This window comes from uncultured Zoogloea sp., assembly GCF_937894855.1.
Lineage (GTDB): Bacteria > Pseudomonadota > Gammaproteobacteria > Burkholderiales > Rhodocyclaceae > Zoogloea > Zoogloea oryzae.
The window spans coordinates 18,595-39,604 of sequence record NZ_CALAYQ010000036.1 but is presented as its reverse complement, the minus strand read 5'-3'; the positions used below and the strand labels follow the sequence as shown (position 1 = coordinate 39,604).

Annotated in this window: 20 protein-coding genes; 12 read left to right on the top strand and 8 right to left on the bottom strand. The window is 68.2% G+C overall.

The window, feature by feature from the left end; translation table 11 throughout:
* Positions 1-11: 11 nt before the first annotated feature.
* Complete coding sequence (locus Q0672_RS04160; RefSeq protein ID WP_298620061.1) at positions 12-584, bottom strand: aminodeoxychorismate/anthranilate synthase component II; 573 nt, start codon at positions 582-584, stop codon at positions 12-14.
* 185 nt (positions 585-769) lie between these two features.
* Here Q0672_RS04160 and Q0672_RS04155 point away from each other — a divergent pair, with 185 nt between their 5' ends.
* Positions 770-1,324, top strand: coding sequence for a hypothetical protein (locus Q0672_RS04155; protein ID WP_153160099.1), 555 nt, complete (start codon positions 770-772; stop codon positions 1,322-1,324).
* A 56-nt stretch (positions 1,325-1,380) separates the two neighbouring features.
* On the opposite strand, the gene trpE is transcribed toward Q0672_RS04155, so the two are convergent.
* From trpE to Q0672_RS04140, 3 genes are all read right to left on the bottom strand, one after another.
* On the bottom strand, positions 1,381-2,853 hold the full coding sequence (trpE, locus tag Q0672_RS04150) for an anthranilate synthase component I (protein ID WP_298620057.1): 1,473 nt from the start codon (positions 2,851-2,853) through the stop codon (positions 1,381-1,383).
* 195 nt (positions 2,854-3,048) lie between these two features.
* Positions 3,049-3,726: a phosphoglycolate phosphatase gene (locus tag Q0672_RS04145; protein WP_298620054.1), complete on the bottom strand. Its 678-nt coding sequence runs from the start codon at positions 3,724-3,726 to the stop codon at positions 3,049-3,051.
* Positions 3,727-3,772: 46 nt separating this feature from the next.
* Positions 3,773-4,945: an MFS transporter gene (locus tag Q0672_RS04140; protein ID WP_298620052.1), complete on the bottom strand. Its 1,173-nt coding sequence runs from the start codon at positions 4,943-4,945 to the stop codon at positions 3,773-3,775.
* 83 nt (positions 4,946-5,028) lie between these two features.
* On the opposite strand from Q0672_RS04140, the gene Q0672_RS04135 reads away from it, so the two are divergent.
* Positions 5,029-5,970 (top strand): GlxA family transcriptional regulator, encoded by a 942-nt coding sequence (locus tag Q0672_RS04135; RefSeq protein WP_298620050.1) that lies wholly within the window; start codon positions 5,029-5,031, stop codon positions 5,968-5,970.
* A gap of 7 nt (positions 5,971-5,977) precedes the next feature.
* Here Q0672_RS04135 and rpe read toward each other — a convergent pair whose 3' ends face one another.
* Complete coding sequence (gene rpe, locus Q0672_RS04130) at positions 5,978-6,667, bottom strand: ribulose-phosphate 3-epimerase (protein ID WP_298620048.1); 690 nt, start codon at positions 6,665-6,667, stop codon at positions 5,978-5,980.
* Between the two features lie 147 nt (positions 6,668-6,814).
* Between rpe and apaG the strand changes: the two genes are divergently transcribed.
* A complete protein-coding gene (gene apaG / locus Q0672_RS04125; RefSeq protein WP_298620046.1) occupies positions 6,815-7,201 on the top strand; it encodes a Co2+/Mg2+ efflux protein ApaG in 387 nt (128 codons plus the stop codon).
* Positions 7,202-7,204: 3 nt separating this feature from the next.
* Here the strand turns inward: apaG and Q0672_RS04120 are convergent, their stop codons facing one another.
* Positions 7,205-7,837 (bottom strand): DUF2238 domain-containing protein, encoded by a 633-nt coding sequence (locus Q0672_RS04120; RefSeq protein WP_298620043.1) that lies wholly within the window; start codon positions 7,835-7,837, stop codon positions 7,205-7,207.
* Between the two features lie 165 nt (positions 7,838-8,002).
* On the opposite strand from Q0672_RS04120, the gene Q0672_RS04115 reads away from it, so the two are divergent.
* The 4 genes from Q0672_RS04115 (at position 8,003) to Q0672_RS04100 (ending at position 13,618) form a co-directional block, all read left to right on the top strand.
* Positions 8,003-9,133 carry a methyl-accepting chemotaxis protein gene (locus Q0672_RS04115; protein ID WP_298620040.1) on the top strand — a complete coding sequence of 377 codons (1,131 nt, stop codon included), beginning with the start codon at positions 8,003-8,005 and terminating at the stop codon, positions 9,131-9,133.
* Positions 9,134-9,166: 33 nt separating this feature from the next.
* Positions 9,167-9,793, top strand: coding sequence for a LysE family translocator (locus Q0672_RS04110; protein ID WP_298620037.1), 627 nt, complete (start codon positions 9,167-9,169; stop codon positions 9,791-9,793).
* A gap of 123 nt (positions 9,794-9,916) precedes the next feature.
* On the top strand, positions 9,917-11,731 hold the full coding sequence (locus tag Q0672_RS04105) for an ABC transporter ATP-binding protein/permease (protein ID WP_298620034.1): 1,815 nt from the start codon (positions 9,917-9,919) through the stop codon (positions 11,729-11,731).
* Between the two features lie 468 nt (positions 11,732-12,199).
* Positions 12,200-13,618, top strand: a complete 1,419-nt coding sequence (locus tag Q0672_RS04100; protein ID WP_298620031.1) for an esterase-like activity of phytase family protein — start codon at positions 12,200-12,202, stop codon at positions 13,616-13,618.
* 65 nt (positions 13,619-13,683) lie between these two features.
* Here the strand turns inward: Q0672_RS04100 and Q0672_RS04095 are convergent, their stop codons facing one another.
* Together Q0672_RS04095 and Q0672_RS04090 are read right to left on the bottom strand one after the other, a co-directional pair.
* Positions 13,684-14,286, bottom strand: a complete 603-nt coding sequence (locus Q0672_RS04095) for a class I SAM-dependent methyltransferase (protein ID WP_298620029.1) — start codon at positions 14,284-14,286, stop codon at positions 13,684-13,686.
* Between the two features lie 70 nt (positions 14,287-14,356).
* Positions 14,357-14,695 carry a TfoX/Sxy family protein gene (locus Q0672_RS04090; RefSeq protein WP_153160086.1) on the bottom strand — a complete coding sequence of 113 codons (339 nt, stop codon included), beginning with the start codon at positions 14,693-14,695 and terminating at the stop codon, positions 14,357-14,359.
* Positions 14,696-14,899: 204 nt separating this feature from the next.
* Between Q0672_RS04090 and dinB the strand changes: the two genes are divergently transcribed.
* The 5 genes from dinB (at position 14,900) to cynS (ending at position 21,008) form a co-directional block, all read left to right on the top strand.
* Complete coding sequence (dinB, locus tag Q0672_RS04085) at positions 14,900-16,051, top strand: DNA polymerase IV (RefSeq protein ID WP_298620023.1); 1,152 nt, start codon at positions 14,900-14,902, stop codon at positions 16,049-16,051.
* Positions 16,052-16,162: 111 nt separating this feature from the next.
* On the top strand, positions 16,163-18,562 hold the full coding sequence (gene ovoA / locus Q0672_RS04080; protein WP_298620020.1) for a 5-histidylcysteine sulfoxide synthase: 2,400 nt from the start codon (positions 16,163-16,165) through the stop codon (positions 18,560-18,562).
* Positions 18,563-18,675: 113 nt separating this feature from the next.
* Positions 18,676-19,542, top strand: a complete 867-nt coding sequence (locus Q0672_RS04075) for a surface-adhesin E family protein (protein WP_298620018.1) — start codon at positions 18,676-18,678, stop codon at positions 19,540-19,542.
* Positions 19,543-19,559: 17 nt separating this feature from the next.
* Positions 19,560-20,474, top strand: a complete 915-nt coding sequence (locus tag Q0672_RS04070) for a hypothetical protein (RefSeq protein ID WP_298620015.1) — start codon at positions 19,560-19,562, stop codon at positions 20,472-20,474.
* A gap of 90 nt (positions 20,475-20,564) precedes the next feature.
* Complete coding sequence (cynS, locus tag Q0672_RS04065; protein ID WP_153160083.1) at positions 20,565-21,008, top strand: cyanase; 444 nt, start codon at positions 20,565-20,567, stop codon at positions 21,006-21,008.
* Positions 21,009-21,010: the final 2 nt, after the last annotated feature.

The following is a 21,010-nucleotide window of genomic DNA, read 5'->3' as shown; positions in this document are numbered from 1 at the left end:
GGCGGCTCCGGTCAGGCTTTGGATTGTTCGAGGAAATTGCGCAGCAGGTCGTGGCCGCGCTCGGTCAGGATCGATTCGGGGTGGAACTGCACGCCCTCGACGAACAGCGTCTTGTGGCGCACGCCCATGATCTCCCCGTCATCGGTCCAGGCGGTCACTTCGAGGCAGTCGGGCAGCGACTCGCGCTCGATGGCCAGCGAATGATAGCGGGTGCAGGTGAGCGGGTTGGGCAGCCCCTTGAACACGCCCTTGTCGAGATGATGCACCGGCGAGACCTTGCCGTGCATCAGCCGCTTGGCATGGACGATCTTGCCGCCGAAGGCCGCGCCGATGCTCTGGTGGCCCAGGCACACGCCGAGCAGCGGGATCTTGCCAGCGAAGGCCTGGATGGCCGCCACCGAGATGCCCGCCTCGGCCGGCGAACACGGGCCCGGCGAGACGACGATCTGGGCCGGCTTGAGGTTGGCGATCTGCTCGACGGTGATCTCGTCGTTGCGATACACCCGCACGTCGGCACCGAGTTCGCCGAAGTACTGCACGAGGTTGTAAGTAAAGCTGTCGTAGTTGTCGATCATCAGCAGCATGACGGAGCATCCTTTCGCTGGGCGCCGGCGCCGCTCCGGGCGGGCGCATTGGCTTGTTCTGACTTGATGCCGGCCCGGCGCTGCGCGGCGCGGGCCCGGCAAATGTTTGTAACCTTGGTTACCGACAGGCGGTCGGCGGGTGTGGAAAGATGAGGCCACATTCCAACAACACCCGAGGAAGAACGATGAAAACGACCCGCATCCTGACGATCGCCGCCGCCCTCTCGGCCCTCACCGCCCCGGCCTTCGCCGGCGACTGGCAGTTCCTGCCGATTGCCGACAAGGGCTACGCCCCGAACTTCGTGGCGTCGGTGACCGGCGGCATCATGGACCCGCAGCACGCCAAGAGCGGCGACGCCTGGGGCCTGGAGCTGGCCATGAACTGCGGCCTGATCCAGACGCCCACCGGCGTGGTGCGCACCAAGCTGTCGGTAAACAAGTTCGACAAGGGCGGGCTTGATCTGACCACCGTCGAACTCAACCCGCGCTGGACGATCCCCGTCGCCAAGGACGTGACCTTCGGCATCGGTCCCGGCATCGGCTGGGTGAAGGCCGACGCGGGCAACCGCACCGTGGACATGTTCGCCTGGCAGGCCGGCGCCGATCTGGACTACCGCATGGGCCAGCTCAACCTGGGCCTTGGCGCGCGCTGGCAGGACACCGTCGGCAAGACGATCGCCACCGGCCAGCACGGCGCGGACAACTGGCTGGTTCAGGCCAAGGTCGGCATCGCGTTCTGACCCTCTCGCCCGTCGCGTTGCACCAGGCCGCCTGCGGGCGGCCTTTTGCATGGTGTTCACAGCGCGGTGTCGAGGCCGGCTTCGGCGATCTCGGCCGCACGCAGCATGGCGCGGGCTTTGTTCTGGGTTTCCTGCCACTCGGACTGGGGATCGGAATCGGCGACGATGCCGGCGCCCGCCTGGACGTGAATCTTGCCGTCCTTGACCACCGCGGTGCGGATGGCGATGGCCAGATCCATGTCGCCGTGGAAGCCCAGATAGCCAACCGAGCCGGCGTAGATGCCGCGCTTGGTGGGTTCGAGCTCGTCGATGATCTCCATCGCCCGCAGCTTGGGCGCGCCCGACACGGTGCCCGCCGGGAAGGTGGCGCGCAGCACAGCCAGCGCGTCGAGCCCATCCTTGAGCTTGCCTTCGACGTTGGACACGATGTGCATCACGTGGGAATAACGCTCGACGGTGAAGCGCTCGGTGACCTTGACGCTGCCGGTGGTGGCGACGCGGCCACAGTCGTTACGGCCCAGGTCGAGGAGCTGGAGGTGCTCGGCGCGCTCCTTCTCGTCGGCGAGGAGTTCCTGCTCCAGCGCCTGGTCCTCGTCGTAGGTCGCGCCGCGCTTGCGGGTGCCGGCGATGGGGCGCACGGTCACGTCCTTGTCCTCGAGGCGCACCAGGATCTCCGGCGAGGCGCCGACGACCTGGAATTCCTCGAAGTTGAAATAGAACATGTAGGGCGACGGATTGAGGCTGCGGATCGCCCGGTACAGGGCCATCGGCGAGGCGCCGAAGGGCTTGCTCATGCGCTGGCTGAGCACCACCTGCATGATGTCGCCCTCGACGATGTAGTCCTTGGCCCGCTGCACGGCGGCCTTGAAGGCCTCTTCCCCGAAGCTCGACACCGCCTCGGTGGGCGCGGCACGCTGGTCCGCCGGCACATTGACCGGCTCGCGCAGCTTGCCAAGCAGCTCCTTCAGGCGCTTCTGGGCGCGCTTGTAGGCGTTGGGCACCTCGGGCTCGGCATACACCACCAGGGTGAGCTTGCCGGAGAGGTTATCGACGATGGCAATCTCTTCGGACAACAGCAGCAGGATGTCCGGCGTGCCGAGCTCGTCGGTCTTCTCGGTTTTGGCGAGGCGCGGCTCGATGTAGCGCACGGTGTCGTAGCCGAAGCAGCCGACGAGGCCGCCGGCAAAACGCGGCAGATGATCCCGCGGCGGCACCTTGATGCGCTGCATGAACTCGCCCACATAGGAGATCGGGTCGCCGTAATCGCGGCGTTCAACCAGCCGATCATTGGTGAGCAGCAGCACCGTGCGGCCATGCACCTCGATGCGCGTCGGCGCGGCAAGGCCGATGATCGAGTAGCGGCCGAAACGCTCACCGCCCTGCACGGATTCGAGCAGGTAGGTGTTGGGCGCGTTGGCCAGCTTCAGGTAAACAGAGAGGGGGGTGTCGAGATCCGCAAAGGTTTCGAGCGTAACCGGAATGCGGTTATAGCCCTGGTCGGCCAGGGCCTGGAATTCGGCTTCGGTCATGGAGACTCCGGAAGGACATGATGCTTTTTCGCGAGGGTATCACGAGGGCTGCTCGTGACAGGTTCAGACGGGGCTCAGCAGCCCAGCCATGACCGGCCGCCGCATCCACCGGGGGTGGGGATACGAACGGCAGGGAACTCCTGTACGAAAGTCATGCGCTTCGGGGTCACGATGGAATCGGGTTGGTCCGATGAATCAGCGGATGCGCGGAAGCGCATCGACGAGGCTGGATAGTAGCCCGTCGCATTCGATGCTGTCCACCGGCATGCCTTCGCTGTAGCCATAGGTGACGAGCAGCACCGGCATGCCGGCGGCGCGGGCGGCTTCGGCGTCGTTGGCCGAGTCGCCGATCATCAGCGACTCCGCCACCGTCACACCCAGCAGTTCGCAGGCGTGGAAGAGCGGCGCCGGATGGGGTTTCTTCTCGGGCAGGGTGTCGCCGCTCACCGTGGCGCCAAAGTAGCGGGCAATGCCCATGCGCTCCAGCAGCGGCCCGGTGAAGGCGGCCGGCTTGTTGGTGACGCAGGCCATCGCCACGCCCTGCGCCTGCAGCGCCGCCAGCGCCGGCAGCACGCCCTCGTAGAGGGTGGTGGCGAGGCCATTGACCTCAGCGTAGTGGCGCTGGAAGGCCGCCACCGCCTCGGCCATCTCGGCGTCGCTGGCGGTGCCGTGCTCGGCCAGGCAGCGCCGCACGAGGTTGAGCATACCCTTGCCAACAAACGTGCGGATGGTGTCGATGGAATGGGGCGCGCGGCCCAGCTCGACCATCATCCGGTGACAGGCTTCGGACAGATCGGGGATGGAATCGAGCAGGGTGCCGTCCAGGTCGAACAACACGGCGCGCACCGGGCGGCCAGGGGTGTGGGCAGTCATGGCAGGGCGAGGCATCTGAAACGGAAGCCGCGCAGGATACGGGAGATCACCGGGCCGACGCCAGCACGCCGCGCCGCCAGCCACCCACCGCGATCGCCGCCATCAGTAGCACCACGGGCAGCGCCGCCAGCAGATTGACCCGCTCCCAGCCGAGACCATCCACCAGCCGCCCGGCGAACAGCGTGGCCAGCGTGACGGTGAGGAACACCGTGCTGTCGTTGAAGGCCTGCACCGCGGGGCGCTCCTCTTCGCGGCAGGCGTCGGTGAGGAGCGTGGTGGCGCCCACGTAGAGGAAATTCCAGCCCACGCCCACCAGGGCCAGCGCGATGCCGAAGTCGCTGATCGCGTCGCCGCCCAGCGCCCAGGCGATGCCCGCCAGATTGAGCACCCCGCCGCCGAACATCACCGCCGGCGCCCCGAAGCGGCGGACCAGCGCGCCGGTGACGAAGCCCGGCGCAAACATCGCCACCAGATGCCACTGGATCACCGCGGTGGTGGCGCCAAAGTCGTGCCGCACGCACAGCATGGCCAGCGGCGTGGCGGTCATCAGCAGGCCCATCACCCCGTAGCCGATGGCCCCGCCGGCCACCGCCAGCCGGAAGCGCCCCTGGCGGGCGATCTCGACCAGCCGGCGCGGCGCCCTGCCCCCAGCCACCGGCTGCGGTGCGGCCAGGGTGAGCCGCGATCCGAGCAGCGCCGCCAGCAGGGCCACGCCCACCAGCACCGCAAAGCTGGCGGCAAAGGGCGTCGTGACCAGATCGCGGGTGTGGCGGGCGATGATCGGCCCGAGGAAGGCCGCCAGCACGCCGCCGGCGAGGGTCAGGGAGATCGCCTGGCCTCGCCGCTCGACGGGCACGGCCTCGGCCGCCGCAAAGCGGTAGAACTGGCTGGCCGCCCCCAGCACGCCCACGCCCAGCCCGGCCAGCACGAAGAGCGCGAAGCTGCGGGTCGCGATGCCGGCCATCGCCAGCGCGAGCCCGGCGGCCCCCACCAGCGCGCTGCCGACGAACACCGGCCGCCGCCCCAGCCGCGCCGACAGGCGGGCCAGCGGATGCAGCGCCAGCATGGTGGCGAGGTATTGGGCCGCCAGCGGCAGGGTGGCCCAGCCGGGCGTGGCGGCGAGATCGACACTGACCAGCGCCGAGGAAGACAGCATCAGGCTGACGACGGTCATCGCCAGCGCCTGGCTCAGGGCAAGCAGCAGGACGTTGCGGTTCATGACGGACTCCGGACGGTTTTGACCCGCCCATCGTCGCCGGCTAGAGTGATGGCGTAAATGACGCAATTACCTCATTTCATGCCATGACCCGCACGATCCGTTTTCTGGTCTATCCCGATTTCCAGATCCTCGACGCCGCCGGCCCCCTGTCGGCCTTCGAGGCCGCCAACGGCGCCGCGCCCGGCGCCTACACGCTGCAGCTGGTGTCGCGGGATGGCGGCCTCGTGGCCAGTTCTGGCGGCATCCGCCTCGCCACCGAGGCGATGGACGACGCGCCGGACGCCGACACGCTCATCGTGGTGGGCGGCGACGGCGTGTATCCGGCCACCGGCTGCGCGGCCACGGTGGATTTCGTGGCCCGCAGCGGTGCCCGCCTGCGTCGGGTGGCGAGCGTGTGCTCCGGGGCCTTCCTGCTCGCCACGGCGGGCCTGCTGGACGGCCGCCGCGCCACCACCCACTGGCAGCGCACGCCGGCCTTTGCCAAGCGCTTTCCGCAGGTGAAGCTGGAGGCCGACCGGATCTTCATCCGCGACGGCAAGGTGTGGACCTCCGCCGGCATCAGCGCCGGCATCGACCTGGCCCTGGCGCTCATTGCCGACGACCTGGGCGAAGCCGCCGCCCGCCACGCGGCGCGCCAGCTGGTGGTGTATTACCGGCGCCCGGGCGGGCAGTCGCAGTTTTCCGAACTGGCCGAACTGCAGCCCCCCGACGGGCGCTTTGCGGCGCTGCTCGACCACATCCGCAGCCATCTGGACGAGCGGCTGGACGTGGATGCACTGGCCGAAAAGGCGTGCATGAGCCCGCGCCACTTTTCGCGGCGCTTCACGGCGGAGGTGGGGGTATCGCCCGCGCGGGCGGTGGAGCGGCTGCGGGTCGAGGCGGCCGCGGCGCAGCTCGAGAGCGGCGGCGCGTCGGTGCAGGAAGTGGCCCGGCGCTGCGGTTTCGGCGATCCGGAAAGGATGCGCCGGGCCTTCGTGAAGCTCCTGGGCGTGCCGCCGTCGGCCCGGCGGCGCGCCGCAGGATGAAGCCGGATCAGCCGGCCAGGGCCTTGCGGAACTTGCCGATCACGGTGTCGTAGCGGTTCGGATCGGTGTCGCAGGGGGCGCCGAACACCGCCGAGCCGGCCACGAAGGTGTCGGCGCCGGCGGCGGCGATCTGGGCGATGTTGTCCACCTTCACGCCGCCATCCACCTCGAGCAGGATCTCGCGGCCGGTGCGGGCGGTGTAGGCGTCGATCTTGGCGCGGGCCTCGCGCAGCTTGTCGAGGGTGCCCGGGATGAAGCTCTGGCCGCCGAAGCCCGGGTTCACGCTCATCAGCAGCACCACGTCGAGCTTGTCCATCACGTAGTCCATCCAGTTGAGCGGCGTGGCCGGGTTGAACACCAGCCCGGCCTTGCAGCCGCTGTCGCGGATCAGGCCCAGGGTGCGATCGACGTGCTCGGAGGCTTCCGGGTGGAAGGTGATGATGTCGGCGCCGGCCTTGGCGAAGTCGGGCACGATGCGATCGACGGGCTTGACCATCAGGTGCACGTCGATGGGCGCGGTGGTGTGGGGGCGGATCGCCTCGCAGACCAGCGGGCCGATGGTGAGGTTGGGCACGTAATGGTTGTCCATCACGTCGAAGTGGATCCAGTCGGCGCCGGCGGCGATCACCTGGGTGACCTCCTGGCCGAGTTTTGCGAAGTCGGCGGAAAGCAGGCTGGGGGCGATGCGGTAGCTCATGGGGAAGGTCCGTTTACGGCTCGGATGGCGGAGGGAGGCGCGCAGTTTACCGCTGGCAAACGGCCGCGCCAACGCTGCCGATGGTTGCGGGGCGGCGGCGATTGGGCTTCAATGAAGCACCCCAACCCCGCAAACCCTCCCGGCACCATGACCACGACATCCACCCCGGAATCCATCCAGGTAACGGCCGTAGCCCGTTTCATCCCCGAGCAGTCCGACGTGGAGGCGAACCGTTACGTCTTCGCGTACCACATCACCATCCGCAACACCGGCAGCGTGACCGCCCAGCTCATCAGCCGCCACTGGATCATCACCGACGCCGAAGGCAAGGTGCAGGAAGTCCAGGGCGCCGGCGTGGTGGGCGAGCAGCCCGTGCTCCAGCCCGGCCAGCAGTTTGAATACACCAGCGGCTGCACCATCGACACCCCGGTGGGCACCATGAAGGGCAGCTATCAGATGGTGGCTGGCGACGGCGCCCGCTTCGACGCGCCCATCGCCGAATTCACCCTGGCGATGCCCCGCACCCTCCACTGAGCCTCACAGCGGCCGGCGCAGCCCGCCCAGCCGGCCGATCAGCCGATCCTGCCAGCGCCCCAGCAGCAGCTGGCCGGTGATCGCACCGACCAGCGCCATCGCCATGTCGTTCTGGGTGTCCCACGGGTCACCCTGGGTGCCGAGGAAGGCATCCGCCCCCTGCCCCAGGGCCACCGCAGCGCCCCACTCGATGAGCTCGTAGAGCGCCGAGATCGCCAGGCAGAGGCTGGTGACGATGTAGAACAGCCAGCCGCGCCCGCGCACCACCCGCAGCCTCAGCAGGATCTCCCGCGCCACCATTGCCGGCACCAGGCCCTGCATGAAGTGTCCGATACGGTCGTAGGGGTTGCGATCGAGCGCCAGCACATCCTGCAGCCAGAAGCCGAAGGGCACTTTGGCGTAGGTCCAGGCGCCGCCGACGATCAGCACCAGCGCGTGGGCGGCGATCAGCACGTGCAGCAGCGGCGTGAGCGGAAAGCGCCGGTGGGTGGCCACCAGCAGCGGCGCCGCAATCATCACCGGCGCCACCTCCATCCACCACGTCGCCCGGTCGAAGGGCGTGATGCCCGACAGCACCAGGGCAATGGCCACGAGGCCGAGAAGCGCAAGGGGAAGACGCTCGGAATTCGGGTTCATGGATGGATCCGATACGGCGGAGAAGGCCGTGCACAGCCAAAAGTTATCGAAAGAATCGCCGATAACAAGCCTACCGCCTTAACTACAACATTGGGATGAAGACATGACGCGGCACGCTCAGGCATATCCGCGCGTTCTTCAAGCCCGGAGATGAGAAGAATCGCCATGTGGATCAACAAGAACACGTTCAGGGAGCTGGAGACCGAACTCCAGACGACCCGCGACAGGGAGCAGGCACTGCGGTCCGAAGTCGCCGCCCTGCGGGACCAGATAGCCATGCTGCAGCAATCCAGCGCCGAACACCAGCAGGCCGCCGCCGGGCAGCTGGCGGTCGTCGAGCGCATGAGCGCCTTCGGCAGCTCGCTCACCAACGCCCAGGGCAGCCTGGCCGAAATGGCCAACCTGCTGCGCGCCGAGAAAGACAAGGCCATCGAGGCCGCCCACGTCTCCCACGCCAGCGGCCAGGCCACCACCGAGATCGCCCAGAGCCTGTCCCACCTGGCGGCCGAATCCGAAGTCTCCGCCCATCAGGTGGAAAACCTGGCCCAGCGGGCCGACGAGATCAGCAGCATCGTCAAGCTGATCCACGACGTGGCCGACCAGACCAACCTGCTGGCCCTCAATGCCGCCATCGAGGCCGCCCGCGCGGGCGAAGCCGGCCGCGGCTTTGCGGTGGTGGCCGATGAAGTGCGCAAGCTCGCCGAACGCACCTCCACCGCCACCCGCGACATCTCCACCCTCGTCACGCGCATCCGCGACGACTCCACCTGCGCCCGCGACAGCATGGAAACCCTGGCCCGCACGGCCAGCGAGTTCAGCGTCCGCGGCCAGACCGCCACCGGTGACATGCAGCGCCTGATGGCCCTCTCCGGCGCCATGGAAGGGGTAATCGCCGGCAGCGCCATGAAGAGCTTCGTCGAGGTGGCCAAGATCGACCACATCGTCTTCAAGTTCCGCATCTACCTGGCCATCTTCGGCATGCTCGACCTGAAGGCCGGCGACGTGGCCAGCCACACCGGCTGCCGTCTCGGCAAGTGGTACTACGAAGGCGAAGGTCAGGCGTGCTTCAGCAAGCTGCCCGGCTACCGGGAGATCGAGCCGCCCCACGTCCGCGTGCACGCCGCCGGCATCGCCGCCCTCGAAGCCAACGCTGCCGGCGATCAGGCCGCCCTGCTGCGCCACCTGGACGAGATGGAGAGCGCCTCGATGCGGGTGCTCGACAACCTCCAGAAGATGGGCGAGACCGCCGTGAGCGATCCGTCCCTGCTCTGCAACGAGCACACGCACACACATTGACGCCCCGGCCATGGCCGCCCAGAATCGGGCGCCATGCCCACCCTCGACACGCTGCTCGCCTTTCTCGGCATCTCGGTCCTGATCACCCTCGCGCCAGGGCCCGACAACCTGATGGTCATCGGCCAGAGCCTGGCCCGCGGTCGCCGCGCCGGGCTGGCCTTCGGGCTCGGCTGCGCGGCCGGCTGCCTCACCCACATCGCCTGGGCCACCCTCGGGGTGGCGGCGCTGATCCGCGCGTCCGCCGGGCTGTTCACGGCCTTCAAGCTGGCCGGCGCGGCATGGCTGGTGTGGCTGGGCATCCAGGCCCTGCGTAGCGGCGGCGCCCTTTCCCCGGCGGCCGGCACCCCGCCCCGCCCGTGGCAGCGCGACGTGGCCCGGGGTTTCGTCGCCAACGCCCTCAATCCCAAGGTCGGGCTGTTCTTCCTGGCCTTCCTGCCCCAGTTTGCCGCCCCGGCCCGGGGCAGCGTCTCGCTGCAGATGCTCGCCCTCGGCCTCGTGTTCATCGCCCAGACCGTCGTGATCTTCGGCTCGATGGCCTTCGCAGCCGGCCACATCGGCCGCCTGCTGTCCCGCCGCCCCCGCCTCGGCCCCTGGCTCGACCGCCTGTGCGGCGTGCTGTTCATCGGGCTGGCGGTGCGTTTGATGAGGAGTGAAGGGTAAGACGCAACGAGGCCACACCCTGCCCTTCTGCTTCCTTCCGCCCCACCCACACCCCATCGCCAGCGCACCCTCGACCAGCAAAGCCCTCCTAACTCCTCACCCCTTACTCCTCACTGCCCCCAAATGCGTCGCTCCCCTTCCGGCCCCCCTCCCGTCCCCGCCAGCGGCGAACGCCACGACTGGCAGACCATCAAGAAGCTGCTGCCCTACCTGTGGGCCTACAAGTGGCGGGTGCTGTTCGCCCTCAGCTGCCTGATCGGCGCCAAGTTCGCCAACGTGGCGGTGCCGCTGGTCTTCAAGCAGCTGGTGGATGGCCTCGACCTCTCCCGGGACCAGGCCTTCATCGTGGTGCCGGCGGCGCTGCTGGTGGCCTACGGGGCGCTGCGCTTCTCCACCTCGGCCCTCACCGAGCTGCGCGAGCTGGTGTTCGCCCGGGTCACCCAGGAAGCCGTGAGGGAGATATCCCTGCAGGTGTTCCGCCATCTGCACGCCCTGTCGCTGCGCTTTCACCTGGAACGCCAGACCGGCGGCCTCACCCGTGACATCGAGCGCGGCACCCGCTCCATCGGCTCGCTGATCAGCTACACCCTGTATTCGATCCTCCCCACCTTCGTCGAGATCGGGCTGGTGGTGGGCATCCTGCTGGTGAAGTACGAACCCAGCTTCGCCCTCATCACGGTGTTCACCCTCACGCTGTACGTCACCTTCACCTTCAAGGTCACCAACTGGCGCACCGCCCTGCGCCGCCAGGCCAACGAGCTGGATTCCGCCGCCAACGCCCGGGCCATCGACAGCCTGATCAACTTCGAGACGGTGAAGTACTTCAACAACGAGGCCTTCGAAACCCGCCGCTACGACACCGAGCTGGCCAAATGGACGGCCGCCCAGATCAAGAACCAGAAGTCCCTGTCGCTGCTCAACGTGGGCCAGGCGGCGATCATCGCCTGCGGCGTCACCGCGATGATGTGGCGCGCGGCGCTGGGCGTGGCCGACGGGCGGATGACCCTCGGCGACCTGGTGCTGGTCAACGCCTTCCTGATCCAGCTTTACATCCCCCTCAACTTCCTGGGCGTGCTGTACCGGGAGATCCGCCAGGCCCTCACCGACATCGAGCGCATGTTCGGCCTGATGGGCACCCACCGCGAAGTGGCCGACGCGCCCGATGCCCAGCCCCTCGCCCGCGGCGCCGCCGACGTGCGCTTCGACCACGTGGGCTTTGCCTACGACCCGGCCCGCAAGATCCTCCACGACGTGGATTTCGCCATCCCCGCCGGCCACACGGTGGCGGTGGTGGGCCACTCCGGCTCGGGCAAATCCACCCTCGCCCGCCTGCTGTTCCGCTTCTACGACGTGCAGACGGGCGCCGTGCGCATCAACGGCCAGGACATCCGCCAGCTCACCCAGGACAGCCTGCGCGCCGCCATCGGCATCGTTCCGCAAGATACGGTGCTGTTCAACGACACCCTGTTCTACAACATCCAGTACGGCCGCCCCGACGCCAGCCGCGACGAGGTGGAAGCCGCCGCCCGCGCCGCCCAGCTGTCGAGCTTCATCGAGCGCCTGCCCGACGGCTGGGAGACCCGCGTCGGCGAGCGCGGCCTCAAGCTCTCCGGCGGCGAGAAGCAGCGCGTCGCCATCGCCCGCACCCTGCTCAAGAACCCCGACATCCTGATCTTCGACGAAGCCACCTCGGCGCTGGACTCGCAAACCGAAAAAGCCATCCAGGCCCAGCTCGACGCCGCCGCCCGGGGCCGCACCACCCTGGTCATCGCCCACCGGCTGTCCACCGTGATGAACGCCGACGAGATCATCGTGCTCGATCAAGGCCACATCATCGAGCGCGGTCACCACACCGACCTGCTCGCCAGGGGCGGCGCCTACGCCCGCATGTGGCAGCTGCAGCAGCAGGAAGAAGCCGGCGCCGAAGCCGCAGCCTGAGCCCGCCGGATGAAGGGCGGAGGCCCGTAGATCAAGCATCTCGCGCCTTCCATCCTTCATCCGATAGTCTCCACCCTCGATGGGAAGCGTCCCATTGATGGTTTGGACTATCGGATCAACGATGGTGCCGGCGAGATCGATCATGGCGCGCGCCAGATGATCGATGGCACGGCGCCCATCAACGATCTCTCCGCGCCCATCGGTCATCTATCGGCGTCCGTGGATCATCAGGTCCGCCCGATGCGTCATCCTGGCACGGCGGATGTCGGACTGAAGTCCGACCTACAGAGAGCACCACCGCCCGATCCCCCGCTACAAAGCGCACCACCCGCCCTGTAGGTCGGACTTCAGTCCGACACCGCCCCATTCCCCACCGGACAACCGAATCACCGGGCTTAACCCCCGCGTAACAGTCCTTGCGTAGTGTTTCCCGGATTTGCATCCACCGCCTTGCAAGGAGTTGTCCCCATGTTGTTCGCCAAACGTCTGCTGGCCGTCGTCGTGCCGGCCCTGCTCGCCGCCAACTCCGCCCACGCCGGGGTCTCCCTCATCGGCATCGGCCAGCTCGCCGGCTCCGATCTGTCCGGCCTCGGCGGCACCCTCGAAAACGGCGCGTCCGCCAGCATCCTGGGCGGCCTGGGTTCGGCCATCGCCTGGGCCGGCGGCGACACCTTCTACGCCACCCCCGATCGCGGCCCCAACGCCAGCAGCTGGAACGCTGCGGTGGATGAAACCACCTCGTGGATTCCCCGCTACCAGACGGTGAGCCTCGGCCTTGCCAGCGCCAGCTTCACCACCGGCGCGGTCACCACCCTCAGCCCCAGCCTCACCGGCACCACCCTGCTCTCCAGCACCAGCGCCCTCAACTACGGCAGCGCCCCGGTGCTCACCGGCGGCAGCGGCCAGCACTACTTCACCGGCCGCTCCGACGCCTTTGGCGCCGGCCTCTCCACCAACAGCAACAACGCCCGCTTCGACCCCGAAGGCATCCGCGTGGCCGCCAACGGCCAGAGCGTCTTCATCACCGACGAGTACGGCCCCTACGTCTATCAGTTCGACAAGACCACCGGCAACCGCATCAACGTGTTCACCCTGCCCGAGAAGTTCGCGGTGAGCACCCTGTCGGCCCAGGGCGCCACCGAGATCAGCGCCAACACCAGCGGCCGCGTGGCCAACAAGGGCATGGAAGGCCTCGCCATCACCCCCGACGGCAAGACCCTGGTGGGCGTGATGCAGAGCCCGCTGCAGCAGGACGGCGGCACCGACGCCAGCACCGTGCGCATCGTCACCATCGACATCGCCAGCGGCAAGATCACCCACGAATACGCCTACAAGCTCGACAACATCGGCACCGTCGCCAAGCCCAAGTACGGCAGCATCAGCGAGATCGTCGCCATCAACGACCACGAGTTCATCCTCGACGAGCGCGACGGCAAGGGCCTGGGCGACGACTCCAAGGCCGTCCAGAAGAAGCTCTACCGCGTCGACCTCGCCGGCGCGGCGGACGTCTCGGCCCTCACCGGCGAAGCGGCGCTGGCCCCCAAGGCCGTCGCCAAGAGCCTGTTCGTCGATCTGGTCACCCTGCTCAAGGCCAACGGCTTCACCGACCGGACCATCCCCGCCAAGATCGAAGGTCTCGCCTTCGGCCCCGACGTGCTGGTGGACGGCGTGCTGCAGCACACCCTGATCGTGGTGAACGACAACGACTTCCTGGATACCGTGTCGGTGCAGGGCACCCCCACCGCCAACCCCAACCAGTTCTTCGTGCTCGGCATCACCGACGACGTGGTGGCCGGCTTCCAGGCCCAGCAGATCCCCGAGCCCACCACCCTCGCCCTGGCGGCCCTGGGCGTCGGTGGCCTCGTGCTGCGCCGCCGCCAGCGCTGATCCACCCGCACCAAAATAGCGAAAGGCCCGCTCCGGCGGGCCTTTTTCATGGGGCGGACGAAACCTCAGCAGCGCCCGGTGAGCAGGAACACCGGGTAATCCCGCTGAGGCTTGCGTACTACGCTGGCGGACACCACCGCCACCTCGCCAAAGCCCGCGGCTTCGGCAATCCGGCTGATCTCGGCCCGGTCGAAGCCGTTGTGGAAGACGCCGGTGTCCTCGCTGTGGAAGCTGCCGTCCTCGCTGTCGAGGTCGGCCAGCGCGATGAAGCCGCTGTCCTTCAGCATTGCCCGGAAGCGCCGGAAGAGCGCGCCGATGTCTTCCACGTGGTGCAGGGTCATCGACGAGATGATCCCGTCGAAGGGCCCGTCGATCGCCTCGCGCACCAGATCCACCGGCCGGATGTCCACCGGGCAGCCCAGCTTCGGGATCTTCTCGGCCAGCTGGCGGTTCATGGATTCGGATACATCCACCGCGGTGATCTTGCCCACCAGCGGCGCGATGCGCTCCAGCAGCAGGCCGGTGCCCGAGCCGAAATCCATCAGGTGCATCGTCCGGTCGAGGCGGATCGTCGCCTGCAGCGCCTCGGCGATGGCCGCCACGTTGTCGACGCGGGCGGGGTTCTGGTCAAAGCTCGCCGCCTTGTGGGCAAAGTAATCCCGGGACATGGTCTTCCTGCAATCAAGTGCGCGCTGCGCGGAGCGCCGATTGTGACCCGGCCGGGCCGGTGGAGGAAAGTCAGCCCGCCTTGGGCTTCTTCGGCTTCTTGGGTTTGGGCAGGGGCAGCGCGTCGGCGGTCAGGCGGATCAGCCGCGCAAACCAGTCCCGCTCGTCCAGCTCATCGGCGATCAGCATCCACGGCTTGGCGCCGGGATACGGAAAGCCCTCGGTCACCGTGCCCACCCACGCCGCGCCCGGCGCGGTGGGTTTGACGAACACCTGGTTGTCGCACACCAGCGCCACCACCTTGCCCTCGCAGTACAGCGCGTACTCGCCGAACATCCTGCGAAAGCTCATGCTCCCCGCCGATGCAGCCTGATCCGCCACGTATTCGATGAATTCCCGCTCGGTCGCCATGCGCAGCCTCTTCCTCGATCACACCGGGCGCAGCTTGCCCGCACTCGCCACCCATTCCAAGCCCTGTACGCACCCTTTGCAGGTCGGACTTCAGTCCGACACCACTGCTCGATCCGGCCGGGTCTGTCGGACTGAAGTCCGACCTACAATGGCGCCCTCCGCGCCTTGGGGCACAATAGCCCCGCCGTCACCCGCCGCCTGCTCATGCCCGCCCTTTCCCGCAGCATCGCCCACCTGGACATGGACGCCTTCTTCGCGTCCGTCGAGCTGCTGCGCTACCCGCAACTGCGCGGCCAGGCGGTGGTGGTGGGCGGACGCCGGGCCGGCGGCGATGGCGGGGACTTCCCGCGCCTTGCCACCTACGTGGGCCGCGGCGTCATCACCACCGCCACCTACGAGGCCCGGGCGCTGGGCGTACACTCGGGCATGGGGCTGATGAAGGCCGCCCAGCTGGCGCCCGAGGCCATCCTGCTGTCGGCCAACTTCGACGCCTACCGGCATTACTCGCGGCTCTTCAAGGCCGCCGTGCGCAACCTTGCGCCGCAGGTGGAAGACCGGGGCATCGACGAGATCTACATCGACCTCTCCGCCCTCAACCCGGACGCCACCGTGGACGGCGCCCGGCTGGTCGCGCTGCAGCTCCAGCAGGCGGTGCGGGACGCCACCGGGCTTTCGTGCTCCCTCGGCGTCGCCCCCAACAAGCTGCTCGCCAAGCTGTGCTCCGATCTGGACAAGCCCGCCGGGATCACCGTGGTCACCGCCGACGACCTGCCCGCGCGCATCTGGCCGCTGCCTGCCAAGCGCATCAACGGCATCGGCCCCAAGGCCGCCGCGCGGCTGGAGGAGCTGGGCATCGTCACCATCGGCGAGCTGGCCGCGGCCGATCCGGCCTGGCTGCAGGATCACTTCGGCGAGCGCTACGGGGTGTGGCTGCATCGCGCGGCGCGGGGCGAGGACGAGCGCCCGGTGGTCACCGAGAGCGAGCCCAAGAGCCTCTCCCGCGAGACCACCTTCGAGCGCGACCTCCACCCCAAGGGCGACCGACCCGAGCTGTCCACCCGCTTCACCCGCCTGTGCGAGCAGCTCGCCGACGATCTCGCCCGCAAGGGCTACGTGGGCAAGACGGTGGGCCTCAAGCTGCGCTTCGACAACTTCCACACCGTCACCCGCGACCAGACCCTGCCCCTGCCCGTGGGCGACGCCGCGGCGATCCGCAAGGCCGCCGGCGAATGCCTCAAACGCGTGCCGCTCGATCGGCGCATCCGCCTGCTGGGGGTGAAGGTGAGCAGCCTGATCCGTCGCGACGCCGTGCCCATCCCCGACGAGCGGTCCACCCAGGGGGAACTCTTCGACTGACGACGGCCCCGGCCGGTTGACGCCCCCCGGAAAAACCCCAACACCACCCCACCCCGGCCAAAGTCGGACTAAAGTCTGGCCTTCAGCACAACAAGACCTCAGGAGTACGGCATGACCCACCCGACGCTCGAACCCGCCCTGCCCGCAGCCATCGAGCCCTGGCGCCAGAATCTCCGCGGCGAACACGACGCCCTGCTGCGCGGCCCGCGCGCCGACTGGTGGTGGACCGGCCTCGCCCCGTCCGCCTGCCCCGGCTGCCAGCCCGGCGGCACCCTCACGGCCTTGCCCGCGCCCAACCTCGCCACCTGCTCCCGCAACCAGGTGCTGGCCGTCTTCGACAACGGCTGGACGCTCACCGAAACGCTCTTCTCCGCGCTGCAGGGCGAGGAGGCCTTCTACCGGCCGCCCTACCACCACCTGCGCCACCCGATGATCTTCTACTACTGTCATCCGGCGGCGCTGTACATCAACAAGCTGCGGGTGGCCGGGCTGATCCCGGCGCCCATCAACCCCTATTTCGAGCGGATCTTCGAGACCGGCGTGGATGAGATGCGCTGGGACGACATGTCCAAGAACGAGATGCTGTGGCCCAGCTTTGCCGAGGCCCACACCTATCGCCAGCAGGTCTACACCACCGTCCGCAACCTCATCGAGACCCACCCGGACCTCGCCGACGGCCACGCCCCGATCACCATGAACCACCCCCTGTGGGCGCTGTTCATGGGCTTCGACCACGAGCGCATCCACCTCGAAACCTCGTCGGTGCTGATCCGCGAGCTGCCCGTCGCCTTCCTCGCCCGCCCCGCCGGCTGGCCGGCACTCCACGCCGATGCTGGCGCCGAGACCGGCTTTCCGCCCAAGGCCGGGCAGGATTTCCCGACGCCGCATCTGGTCGATATCGCCACCACCGCCGTGCGCATGGGCAAGCCCGTGGACTGGCCCAGCTTCGGCTGGGACAACGAATACGGCGAGCGCCGCGTGGGCGTGCAGGCCTTCAAGGTGGAAGACCTGCTGGTGAGCAACGGCGCCTTCCTGGAGTTCATCCAGTCTGGCGGCTACCTCGAACCCCGCTGGTGGACCGAAGCCGGCTGGGCCTGGCGCGGTTTCCGCAACAGCAAGTGGCCGTGTTTCTGGGTGCCCGAAGGCCCCGCCGGCCTGCACCGCTACCGCCTGCGCACGCTCTTCGAAACCATCCCGATGCCCTGGAACTGGCCCGCCGAGGTCAACGCCCACGAGGCGATGGCCTACTGCGCCTGGCGCAGCCATCGCGACGGCGTGCCCTGTCGCCTGCCCACCGAAGCCGAGCACCAGGCCCTGCGTGACGCCGCCTGGGCCGACACCGACCCGGCCTCCCGCGCGGACGGCGCCACCCTCGGCCGCGAGACGGGCTGGAACACCCAGCTCGCCTGCGGATCGCCCTGGCCCGTGGACGCCGGCAAGCCCGCCGCCAGCGGTGTGCGTGATGTCTTCGGCAACCTGTGGCAGTGGATCGGCGACGACTTCAACCCGCTGCCCGGCAGCAAGGTTCATCCCTACTACGACGACTTCTCCACCCCCTGCTACGACGGCCAGCACCAGATGATGCTGGGCGGCTCGTGGGTGTCGTGCGGTGACGAGGCCAGCGTGTGGGCGCGCTTCCACTTCCGCCCCCACTTCTTCCAGCACGCCGGCTTCCGGGTGGTGCAGGCCGACCACGACGGCGGGGTGGTGAAGCTCGCCGCCGCCGACGCCGGCCGGCAGGTGTATGAAGACGCCCGCGTCGTGGACGAATACATGCTCCTCCACCACGGCGCCCCGGCCACCCAGATGCCCTGGCCCGGCGGCCCCCAGTGTTCCACCGCCTTCCCCCAGCGCTGCGCCCACTGGCTGCTGGAAGGCGCCGAACGCTACGGCAGCGGCACCGCCCGGGCGCTGGACATCGGCTGCGCGGTGGGTGGCGCCAGCTTCGAGCTCGCCCGCAGCTTTGAAGCGGTGCTGGGCGTCGATCTCTCCCGCGCCTTCATCGACGCCGCCGAGCAGCTCCAGAAAACCGGCAGCCGCGACTACTTCCGCCGCGACGAGGGCGACCTGGGCGACACCGTCACCGCCCGCATCGACCCCGCCATCGACCGCAGCCGGGTGAGCTTCCGCCAGGCCGACGCCTGTTCGCTGCCCGCCGAGCTGGTGGATTTCGACGCCGTGATGCTGGCCAACCTGCTGTGCCGCCTGCCCAGCCCCAAGTCGCTCCTCGGCCGGCTCGGCGGCCACCGCGGGCTGGTCAAGGTGGGCGGTCTCGTCGCCCTGTTCTCGCCCTACTCGTGGCTGGAGCAATTCACCCCGCGGGAAGCCTGGCTCGGCGGCTACAGCAACAACGGCGCCGCCATCAAGAGCGCCGACGCCCTCAAGGCCTTCCTGCGGGACGAAGGCTTCGTGCTGCGCCGCGAGGAGGAAATGCCCCTGGTGATCCGCGAACACCGCCGCAAGTACCAGTTCATCGTCACCCACGGGATGCTCTGGCAGCGGGAAAGTTGACCTTTAGCAAGGGCGCGTGCCAGCGCACTTGCATGCCCGATCCGACAGGCGTTGAATGACCTTCAGATAGGGCGTGGGCCGGTGCCTGCGCCCGCCTGATGAAAGGTCGCGCCATGAAACGCCTTGCCTTTGGTCTGATGTTTTCTCTTCTTGCGGCGGGTCTTGCCCCGGGCGCCATCGCCGAGAGCGCCGTTACCGAACCGGTTGATCTGGTCTACCGGGACGGGCAGCTTGCCAGATACGTCACCGGCAGCTGGTACGTGGATTCGCTCGATGGCGGCTCGCCCGTGAGTCAGGACTTCACCTACGCCGCCGACGGCAGCTTCACCGGGGTTGCGAAGCAGACCAACCCGCAACTCGGCTCGGCGGCGCTGGAGTACAGCGGCACGTGGTCGGTGGACGGCGACACGATCAACGGCACGATACGGAAGGCGTCAAACCCCGCGTTCAAGGTGCCGCTCTCCAAGCACTTCCAGATCACCCCGGTGGATGCGGATCACCTTATTTCAACCACGATGTCCAGTGGAGTGCGCATGGTGTTCACGCGCAAGCCCGACACCACCGAGGAACACCTACAGCGCATGAAAGAGGCCGTGCCCGACCCGGGCGGTGACGACGCCTGGGTCGAGTTCGCGCGCGCACCGGCAGGCACCGCGTTTTACGACAAACGCACCCTGGATCGACGCGGCGACATCGTCGGTGCATGGGTAAGGCTGGACCTGAGCGAGGCTGCAATCGCCGAGGTGAACAAACGTGCCTCAGGCGGACAGCGCGCCCCCACATTCAAGGCCATCCGCACCTATTCGCTCATCGACTGCCAGCGAAATCTGGTGAGGGTACGGCAGATACGCATCACGACGTCCGAAGGGGGCGACATGACGATGAACGCACCGACCGCCGAGCCCGGACGGTGGGAGCGCGTCGATCCGGATTCCTACCGTAATGGCGGCCCCGGCATCGCCTGCAGCGTGAAGCCCTGACCAGCGAGGAGCGCATCATGAAAACGATCAATCTGCGAAGCCTCACCGCCGCGTTGCTGCTGACGGCGCTCACCGCCGGGCCGGCTCTGGCGGCCTCTCCAGCAGCGCTGGTGCCTGCCGAAGCCACCGTCGATGCCGGCCTGGCCGACCTGCTCTTCGGCACCTGGTGGGCTGACGACATCAAGGAGAACGGCTCGTTCTCCATTGAGCGCACGTATCTGCGCAACGGGAGCTTCATGAGCACGACAGCCTTCAATCCGGCGGTGGACCGCATTGCCACCAGTGAGATGGTGCGCCCCCAGAATGCGGAGGGAAAGTGGACGATCGAGCGGGACGTGCTCGTCGAGGAGATCGAGCGCACCTTCCCGCCAGGCGACACGCCTGGACCGACAAGCCGGCGCCGGGTGCGCGTGGAAGGCCCGGACCACATCCACCTGCTCGCCGTGGACGGCAGCCAGGGCGAGACCGTCCTTTACCGCAAGCCGCTGACCACGGCGGCCCATGTGCGGGCCGTCCTTGCGCCGGTCCCGGAGCCCGGCAGCCCGGGAGACTGGGTCGAGTTCAACCAGGACCGCATGAACGTGTCGCACTACGACAGATCCACGCTCACCCGGAACGGCGACTTCGTAGCCGTCTGGACACGCTCCCGGCTGACGCCGGTCGGTCTCGCCCAGTCTCGCGAGCTTGCCGCCGCCACACCTCAGGAGGCGACCCGGATCCTGGAAGTGGGCGAGATGCGTCGGATCATCGACTGCCGGCTACGGCTCGCGAAGAACCGCCAGCTCAGGATGCACTTCAGCGGCGGTGAGCAACTCACCAGCAACTACCTGACCGACTCGCCCCTCGAATGGGATCGTCTTCGCGCGCAGTTCGACGAAGGCACGACACTGGCGGCGCAGGTCTGCCCCGCGCCATCAACCACAGGACGCTGACACCGTCACCGCGCCCCCTACGCAATCCAACGTATTTCCCACCCCACCGCCGCGCCCCTAAGCTGGGGGCTCCCCATAAGGAGTCCCCAGATGAACCGCGAAGAAGTCACCGACCTGATCGTCACCCGCAAGATCGAGAAGAAGCTGACCTGGGCCCAGCTAGCCGAGGTGGTGGGCCACAGCAAGGAATGGAGCACCGCCGCGCTGCTGGGCCAGATGACCCTGACCGAAGCCGAGGCGAAGGCCGTGGGCGCGGCGCTCGATCTGCCGGAAGCGGCGATCACCCAGCTGCAGGTGGTGCCCTACAAGGGCTCGCTGCCCACCGCGGTGCCCACCGACCCGCTGATCTACCGCTTCTACGAGCTCATCAACGTGTATGGCACCACCTTCAAGGCGCTGATCCACGAGGAGTTCGGCGACGGCATCATGAGCGCCATCGACTTCAACATGGATCTGACCCGCGAACCCGACCCGAAGGGCGACCGGGTGCGCATCACCATGAGCGGCAAGTTCCTGCCCTACAAGACCTACTGAAA

Excerpts from the sequence above, each read along its gene's own strand:
- Q0672_RS04160 (WP_298620061.1), bottom strand. The coding sequence starts at position 584 with ATGCTGCTGATGATCGACAACTACGACAGCTTTACTTACAACCTCGTG.
- Q0672_RS04155 (WP_153160099.1), top strand. The coding sequence starts at position 770 with ATGAAAACGACCCGCATCCTGACGATCGCCGCCGCCCTCTCGGCCCTC.
- trpE (WP_298620057.1), bottom strand. The coding sequence starts at position 2,853 with ATGACCGAAGCCGAATTCCAGGCCCTGGCCGACCAGGGCTATAACCGC.
- Q0672_RS04145 (WP_298620054.1), bottom strand. The coding sequence starts at position 3,726 with ATGACTGCCCACACCCCTGGCCGCCCGGTGCGCGCCGTGTTGTTCGAC.
- Q0672_RS04140 (WP_298620052.1), bottom strand. The coding sequence starts at position 4,945 with ATGAACCGCAACGTCCTGCTGCTTGCCCTGAGCCAGGCGCTGGCGATG.
- Q0672_RS04135 (WP_298620050.1), top strand. The coding sequence starts at position 5,029 with ATGACCCGCACGATCCGTTTTCTGGTCTATCCCGATTTCCAGATCCTC.
- rpe (WP_298620048.1), bottom strand. The coding sequence starts at position 6,667 with ATGAGCTACCGCATCGCCCCCAGCCTGCTTTCCGCCGACTTCGCAAAA.
- apaG (WP_298620046.1), top strand. The coding sequence starts at position 6,815 with ATGACCACGACATCCACCCCGGAATCCATCCAGGTAACGGCCGTAGCC.
- Q0672_RS04120 (WP_298620043.1), bottom strand. The coding sequence starts at position 7,837 with ATGAACCCGAATTCCGAGCGTCTTCCCCTTGCGCTTCTCGGCCTCGTG.
- Q0672_RS04115 (WP_298620040.1), top strand. The coding sequence starts at position 8,003 with ATGTGGATCAACAAGAACACGTTCAGGGAGCTGGAGACCGAACTCCAG.
- Q0672_RS04110 (WP_298620037.1), top strand. The coding sequence starts at position 9,167 with ATGCCCACCCTCGACACGCTGCTCGCCTTTCTCGGCATCTCGGTCCTG.
- Q0672_RS04105 (WP_298620034.1), top strand. The coding sequence starts at position 9,917 with ATGCGTCGCTCCCCTTCCGGCCCCCCTCCCGTCCCCGCCAGCGGCGAA.
- Q0672_RS04100 (WP_298620031.1), top strand. The coding sequence starts at position 12,200 with ATGTTGTTCGCCAAACGTCTGCTGGCCGTCGTCGTGCCGGCCCTGCTC.
- Q0672_RS04095 (WP_298620029.1), bottom strand. The coding sequence starts at position 14,286 with ATGTCCCGGGATTACTTTGCCCACAAGGCGGCGAGCTTTGACCAGAAC.
- Q0672_RS04090 (WP_153160086.1), bottom strand. The coding sequence starts at position 14,695 with ATGGCGACCGAGCGGGAATTCATCGAATACGTGGCGGATCAGGCTGCA.
- dinB (WP_298620023.1), top strand. The coding sequence starts at position 14,900 with ATGCCCGCCCTTTCCCGCAGCATCGCCCACCTGGACATGGACGCCTTC.
- ovoA (WP_298620020.1), top strand. The coding sequence starts at position 16,163 with ATGACCCACCCGACGCTCGAACCCGCCCTGCCCGCAGCCATCGAGCCC.
- Q0672_RS04075 (WP_298620018.1), top strand. The coding sequence starts at position 18,676 with ATGAAACGCCTTGCCTTTGGTCTGATGTTTTCTCTTCTTGCGGCGGGT.
- Q0672_RS04070 (WP_298620015.1), top strand. The coding sequence starts at position 19,560 with ATGAAAACGATCAATCTGCGAAGCCTCACCGCCGCGTTGCTGCTGACG.
- cynS (WP_153160083.1), top strand. The coding sequence starts at position 20,565 with ATGAACCGCGAAGAAGTCACCGACCTGATCGTCACCCGCAAGATCGAG.